General features: G+C 66.2%; 9 protein-coding genes. 3 read left to right on the top strand and 6 right to left on the bottom strand.

The window, feature by feature from the left end:
- Positions 1–112: 112 nt before the first annotated feature.
- Both HGK58_RS07275 and HGK58_RS07270 read right to left on the bottom strand, forming a co-directional pair.
- On the bottom strand, positions 113–766 hold the full coding sequence (locus HGK58_RS07275; RefSeq protein ID WP_168626806.1) for a zf-HC2 domain-containing protein: 654 nt from the start codon (positions 764–766) through the stop codon (positions 113–115).
- Positions 763–1,269, bottom strand: coding sequence for a sigma-70 family RNA polymerase sigma factor (locus tag HGK58_RS07270; protein WP_168626805.1), 507 nt, complete (start codon positions 1,267–1,269; stop codon positions 763–765). The genes HGK58_RS07275 and HGK58_RS07270 overlap by 4 nt, the downstream gene beginning before the upstream one ends.
- Positions 1,270–1,393: 124 nt before the next feature.
- Between HGK58_RS07270 and HGK58_RS07265 the strand changes: the two genes are divergently transcribed.
- The 3 genes from HGK58_RS07265 to HGK58_RS07255 all read left to right on the top strand — a co-directional run bounded on the left by HGK58_RS07265 (position 1,394) and on the right by HGK58_RS07255 (position 2,856).
- Positions 1,394–1,825: a Rieske (2Fe-2S) protein gene (locus HGK58_RS07265; protein ID WP_349236158.1), complete on the top strand. Its 432-nt coding sequence runs from the start codon at positions 1,394–1,396 to the stop codon at positions 1,823–1,825.
- Entirely contained in the window at positions 1,822–2,289 is a 468-nt protein-coding gene (locus HGK58_RS07260) for a DUF2231 domain-containing protein (RefSeq protein ID WP_193509817.1), read from the top strand. Before HGK58_RS07265 ends, HGK58_RS07260 begins: the two co-directional genes overlap by 4 nt.
- Positions 2,290–2,364: 75 nt before the next feature.
- Positions 2,365–2,856, top strand: a complete 492-nt coding sequence (locus tag HGK58_RS07255) for a hypothetical protein (RefSeq protein WP_168626804.1) — start codon at positions 2,365–2,367, stop codon at positions 2,854–2,856.
- On the opposite strand, the gene HGK58_RS07250 is transcribed toward HGK58_RS07255, so the two are convergent.
- Genes HGK58_RS07250 through HGK58_RS07235 form a run of 4 tightly spaced genes read right to left on the bottom strand, consistent with a single transcriptional unit; the run spans position 2,850 to position 6,071 of the window.
- Positions 2,850–3,305, bottom strand: coding sequence for a thioesterase family protein (locus tag HGK58_RS07250; RefSeq protein ID WP_168626803.1), 456 nt, complete (start codon positions 3,303–3,305; stop codon positions 2,850–2,852). The two genes, HGK58_RS07255 and HGK58_RS07250, sit on opposite strands and share 7 nt — an antisense overlap.
- Positions 3,305–4,987 (bottom strand): energy-dependent translational throttle protein EttA, encoded by a 1,683-nt coding sequence (gene ettA / locus HGK58_RS07245; protein WP_168626802.1) that lies wholly within the window; start codon positions 4,985–4,987, stop codon positions 3,305–3,307. The genes HGK58_RS07250 and ettA overlap by 1 nt, the downstream gene beginning before the upstream one ends.
- Positions 4,988–5,037: 50 nt before the next feature.
- Positions 5,038–5,547, bottom strand: coding sequence for a hypothetical protein (locus HGK58_RS07240; protein ID WP_168626801.1), 510 nt, complete (start codon positions 5,545–5,547; stop codon positions 5,038–5,040).
- Between the two features lie 38 nt (positions 5,548–5,585).
- The gene (locus tag HGK58_RS07235) at positions 5,586–6,071 is read right to left on the bottom strand and encodes a single-stranded DNA-binding protein (RefSeq protein ID WP_168626800.1); all 486 of its coding nucleotides are present in this window, start codon (positions 6,069–6,071) and stop codon (positions 5,586–5,588) included.
- Between the last annotated feature and the right edge of the window lie 5 nt (positions 6,072–6,076).

Below are 6,076 nucleotides of genomic sequence, written 5' to 3'. Positions count from 1 at the left end.
CCCCCCCCCCCCCCCCCCCCCCCCCCCCCCCCTCGGGGGGGGGGGGGCGGCCCCCCCCCCCCCCCCCCCCCCCCCCCCCCACCCCCCCCGACTCAATGGGTGATGCGGCGGGTCAGGGCTCGACGGCAAGGAGGACCGCGCCGGTGTCCACGGATCTCACGTCGATACGCTGAATCTCCTCGATTGACAGCTTGGTGGATGCGGTCGGCTCGGTCGTTCCGCCCGGCCGCGCCGTCCAGGTGGCGAGTTCGACCTCGTTGCCTTCGGCATCCGTGACCCACAGTGCGTAGTCGGCCGGCGCATCGTACGATTTCCCGTCGGTGTACCGGCACTCCATGTCGATCGTCGTCCCCCACTCGTGCGGGGTGAGTTTGACGTCCGCTTCCAGTGGGCTCGCTGCCACCTGCGACAGCGAGTACTCCGCTACACCTTCACGCTCGCCGATGAACCCCGGTGCGACGAGCGTGAAGGTGAGGGCGGCCGCCGCTGCCGCTCCGGCGAGGCTCACGCCAATCGTCCGGATGCGACGGCGACGGTGCGCCGCGTGCGCCAGCCCCTGCATCAGCGACTCGGGGACCCGATTCCCCTCGCCCTCTGCCCAATCGAGCGGCACACGAGACAGCAACCCGGGAACCGCCGCGAGTTCGGCAACCGCGGCACGGCAGGTGGCGCACTCGGTCAGGTGATCCTCGAACTCGCGCCGCTGTGCCGGAGACAGCGAACCCAGAACGTACGCGGCATCCCAGTCCCGGTAGACGTCAGTCATCCGGTCACCCCCCTCTCCTGCAGAGCAAGCCGCAGGGCACGCAGCGCGTAGTGCAGTCGCGACTTGACCGTGCCCTGCGGCAACTCCAGCGCGTCGGCGATCTGAGCGATCGACTGTCCCCGGTAATAGGACAGGACAACGACGACGCGATGCTCATCGGACAGCCCGGCGAGGGCATCCGCCACCAACCACCGGTCCAGCGCCGCGTCGACCCCATCGTCGATTGCGCGCTCCGGCAGTTCAGCCGCGCCCAGCTCGTTTCGGGCACGCGCGCTGCGGTAGTTGTCGATCACCAGGTTCCTGGCGACGGTGAACAGCCACGCGCGAGCGGATGACTCGCTCTGATCGAGCACCTTCGGACGCCGCCAGGCCCGCAACAGCGTCTCCTGCACGATGTCCTCGGCGAGTTGCCGGTCGCCGCACAGCCACAGAACGTACCGCCACAGCGCGGCGGCGTGCTCATCGTGCAGCGCACGAAGCAACTGGGCCTGCTGATCGGGCATCCGACGTTTCCTCCTATGACTGACAACGTACGCCCGTCGAAAAAAGTTCACCGCACGTTGAACCGATCCGAGGCGGCGGTCGTGACACAGTTGACACTTCCGACACCGACGATGGGGAAGAATCGTGGACAACCTTCCGACACTGGGCCGCAGAGCGCTGATCACCAACGGCGGCGCGGCCGCCCTGGGTGTGGGTGTTCTCGCACTAGCCGGCTGCACGCCCACCTCACCGGGCGGCACCACTGGGAACGGCTCGCTCGAGGCAGGGACCGAGCTCGTGAAGCTGTCCGACATCCCTGTCGGCGGCACTGCCTCGGCGAAAGTGGGCGGCGCCCCGATCGTGCTGGCGCAGCCAACAGAGGGCAAGGTCGTCGCATTCAGCGCCATCTGCACGCATCAAGGATGCACCGTGGCCGCGATGCAGACATCGTACGACTGCCCGTGCCACGGGTCGCGCTACGACGCGGCGACGGGAGCCGTCATCAACGGGCCGGCCCCAGAGCCGCTTGCGAAGATCGACGTTGAGGTGGTGGATGGAGCGGTGGTGACGTCGTGATCGACTGGGTCGTGGGTGGCCTCCCGGTGCACGCGCTGATCGTGCATCTGACTGTCGTGATCATCCCGCTGGCCGCCCTGTGCGCGCTACTCGCCGCCTTCTGGCCCGCGGCTCGCCGGCGGTTGGGGATTGTGACCCCGCTGCTGGCGCTCGTCGCCCTGCTGGTCGTCCCCGTGACGATCTGGGCGGGCCAATGGCTGCAGGAACGCGTTGCACCTACTCCGCTGGTCGAGCACCACGCGGCGCTCGGACCGCTGATGCTGTGGTGGGTGATCGGCTTGTTCGTCGCCACCGTTGGGCAGTACATCTGGCACCGGACATCTCATCGTCTGAACGGCGGGCCGCGCATCGTCGGCGGCCTTCTGATCACCTTCGTTGTAGTCGTCGCGGCCGTCGGCTCAGTGGTGATGGTCGCCATCATCGGTGAGGCGGGCGCTGCCTCGGTCTGGACCGGCAACTTCTGACTGAACCATCCGGCCATCGCTTTCGTTCTTAACGTCGGGACGCCAAACGCGCCCGGACAGAGAAGAAGGTCAGTCATGAGGAAGGGAATCAGCGCAGCCGCCGGCGTTTCCGTCGCCCTGCTGCTGCTGGCCGGGTGCAGCCCGACCGAGACGCCGCCGGTAACGGATGAACCGGGCACTGTGACCGAGGGAGCCGAACTCGCGGTCGCGACCAGCGACCTGGGAGAGATCGTCGTTGATGGCGAGGGGATGACCGTCTACGTCTTCGACAACGACACCCAGGGCACCGACAAGTCGGCGTGCGAAGACGCGTGCGCTGCGCTGTGGCCGGCGGTCATAACCGAGTCGGATGCACCGACGGTCGAAGGCGTCACAGGGACGGTCGGCACGATCGAGGCGATCGAGGGCGGTCAGCAGGTGACTCTGAACGGATGGCCGCTGTACACGTACGCGGACGACTCGGGGCCAGGCGATGTGGCCGGTCAGGCGTTCAACGACGTGTGGTGGGTGGTCGACCCTTCGGGCGAGAAGATCACCGACATGCCGGATAGCGGCTTCAGCTACTGACGCTTGAAAGAGACGGGCTCCTCGATGTACGGAGCCCACGCTTCCCGCTCCGCGTCGCTCACCCGGCGCGGCCGGCCCGTGGCTGCATCGATGAACACCATCGTTGTCGTCGCCTTCACGTGTAGTTGGCCCTTGGCGTACACCTCGTAGGAGAGGTCGGCACTCGCGCCGCCGATCCGTCCGATCCAGAGCTGCACGTCGATGGGCTTTCGCTGGTACTCCATCGGCAGCACGTACTCGATCTGGTGACTGGCAATCAGCGTCAACGTCGGCGACCCTGCGCCCGCCTCGATGATCGCGGTCGGCGGGGGGACATCATCCGCTGACTCCGGCGCCCAGAAGACGCGAACACGCGCCTCCTCGAGCAGCCGCAACATCGTGACGTTGTTGACGTGGTTGTACGCGTCGAGGTCGCCCCATCGCAGGTGTATGGGAACGTGGACGCGCATCAGTCGCGAGTGAGCTTGCGGTACGCGGAGCGGTGCGGCTTCGCCGCCTCCGGCCCGAGACGCTCGATCTTGTTCTCCTCGTAGGCGTCGAAGTTGCCCTCGAACCAGTGCCACTTGGCCGGGTTCTCCTCTGTGCCCTCCCAGGCGAGGATGTGCGTCGCGATGCGGTCGAGGAACCACCGGTCGTGGGTGATGACCACGGCGCAACCGGGGTATTCGAGCAGCGCGTTCTCCAGGCTGGACAGCGTCTCGACGTCCAGGTCGTTGGTGGGCTCGTCGAGGAGCAGCAGGTTGCCACCCTGTTTGAGGGTCAGCGCTAGGTTCAGCCGGTTGCGCTCACCGCCGGAGAGCACTCCAGCCTTCTTCTGCTGGTCGGGTCCCTTGAACCCGAACTTGCTCACGTAGGCGCGCGACGGGATCTCGGTCTTGCCGACCTCGATGAAGTCGTGGCCGCCGGAGACGACCTCCCACAGCGTCTTGTTCGGGTCGATGCCGGCACGCGACTGGTCGACGTAGGAGATCTTCACGGTCTCGCCGACCTTCAGGTCACCGTCATCGAGCGGCTCGAGACCGACGATGGTCTTGAACAGCGTCGTCTTTCCGACACCGTTCGGGCCGATGATGCCGACGATGCCGTTGCGGGGCAGGGTGAAGCTGAGGTCGTCGATAAGCATCCGGTCCTCGAAGCCCTTGCGCAGGTCGCGGGCCTCGATCACGACATCGCCGAGTCGCGGACCCGGTGGGATGACGATCTCCTCGAAGTCGAGCTTGCGAGTCTTCTCCGCCTCGGCTGCCATCTCCTCGTAGCGGGCGAGACGCGCCTTCGACTTGGCCTGACGGCCCTTGGCGTTGCTGCGCACCCACTCGAGTTCGCTTTCGAGTCGCTTGGCGAGCTTCTGGTCCTTCTTGCCCTGGATCTGGAGGCGCTCGGCCTTCTTCTCCAGGTAGGTCGAATAGTTGCCCTCGTACGGGTAGAGGCGGCCGCGGTCGACCTCGGCGATCCACTCGGCGACGTGGTCGAGGAAGTACCGGTCGTGGGTGACCGCGATGACGGCCCCGGCGTACTTCTGCAGGTGCTGCTCGAGCCAGAGCACGCTTTCTGCGTCCAAGTGGTTGGTGGGCTCGTCGAGCAGCAGCAGGTCGGGCTTCTGCAGCAGCAGCTTGGTCAGCGCCACCCGGCGCTTCTCACCACCGGAAAGGTTTTCGACCGAGTAGTCCCCCGGCGGCGTCCGCAGCGCATCCATCGCCTGCTCGAGCTGGGAGTCGAGGTCCCACGCGTCGGCGGCGTCGATGTCCTCCTGGAGGGTTCCCATCTCGGCGAGCAGCGCGTCGAAGTCGGCGTCGGGGTCGGCCATCGCGGCAGAGATCTCGTTGAACCGGTCGAGCTTGCCCTTGATCTCAGCAACGCCCTCCTGCACGTTCTCGAGCACGGTCTTGGACTCGTCCAGTTCGGGCTCCTGCATCAGGATGCCGACAGTGTAGCCGGGCGAGAGGCGCGCCTCCCCGTTGCTCGGGTGGTCCAGACCCGCCATGATCTTCAGGATCGTGGACTTGCCGGCACCGTTCGGGCCGACCATTCCGATCTTCGCGCCCGGCAGGAACGCCATCGTGACGTCGTCAAGGATGAGCTTGTCGCCAACCGCCTTGCGGGCGCGCACCATCGAGTAAATGTATTCGGCCATGACCCCATTCTAGAGAGGCCAGGCTGGGCGCCAATTCGGCTGACGCGGGATCACCAGTCGATGGTGCGCGTCTTCCCGACCAGGCACGCGCCATTGCTCAACACTGGCGCGATGGTGCTCGTGTAATCGGCGCTTCGGACCTGACCGATCAGGCAGTCCTCACCCGCCAGCACGGAGAACTCGATGGAGTCCACCGCAAGCCCGCCGGGAGTCGCATCCGGTGTCACCTGCATCGCGGCCTTCTCGAATCCGGCCGCGACCAGGTTGTCGATAATCGCCTTACCCTGTGCATCCGGCGCCTGCCCGAGCAGTCGCGCGTTGACGAAGTCGAAGTAGTCCCGGTTGGCGAGCGCACTGCCGCCGGGAAGCAGTTCGGGATCACGCTCCGGCTTCGGCGACGCACTCGCGCTCGACTCGGGCGCTGTGGTCGCCTCGACCTCGGCTGGTTGCCCGGCGACGCACCCGCTGAGCGCGAGACTGCCGGTCAGCAGCACGGCCGCGACGGACAGCAGGCTCCGGATGCCGGAAGCAGCGGGGCTTTGCCGGCACCAGTTCGTCACGCCGACGATTCTAAGGGTGTGCGGCCAAGCGGTGGAGTTCAGAACGGTGTGGCGACTTCTTCGCGCTCATCGTTGATGGGCAGCGATGCCTGCTCGTTATCGGACGCGGGCTCGGCCGGGGTCTCCGCCGCGCTGGGGAAGGCATCGTCTGCCTCCCGGTTCACGTTGACATTCCGCGTCCGCTTGAACTGCGACGCGCCCCAACTCAGGTCGTGGCCGATGGCGTCAGCCACGATCTCGACGTCTTTGCCCTTCTTCTCACCACTCACCCATTCCTTGACTCGCAACCTGCCGGTGATGATGACGGGTTCTCTCTTGTGGACCGATCCGTTCACGTTCTCAGCGAGGTCCCCGTAGGTGCTCACCGAGTAGAAGTTGGAGTCCTGCTCGACCCACTCCTTCTTCGTCCGATTCCAATACCCCTGGCTAGTCGCGATTCGGAAGTCGGTGATGATTAACGAATCGTTTCGGATGTGCCTCGGCTCCGTGGCGACGAAGCCCCTGATCGTGATGATGTCGCTCATGCAAT

Origin of the sequence: Cryobacterium sp. BB307 (genome assembly GCF_012274275.1) — a bacterium.
GTDB lineage: Bacteria > Actinomycetota > Actinomycetes > Actinomycetales > Microbacteriaceae > Terrimesophilobacter.
This window is presented reverse-complemented; position numbering and strand designations above follow the sequence as displayed.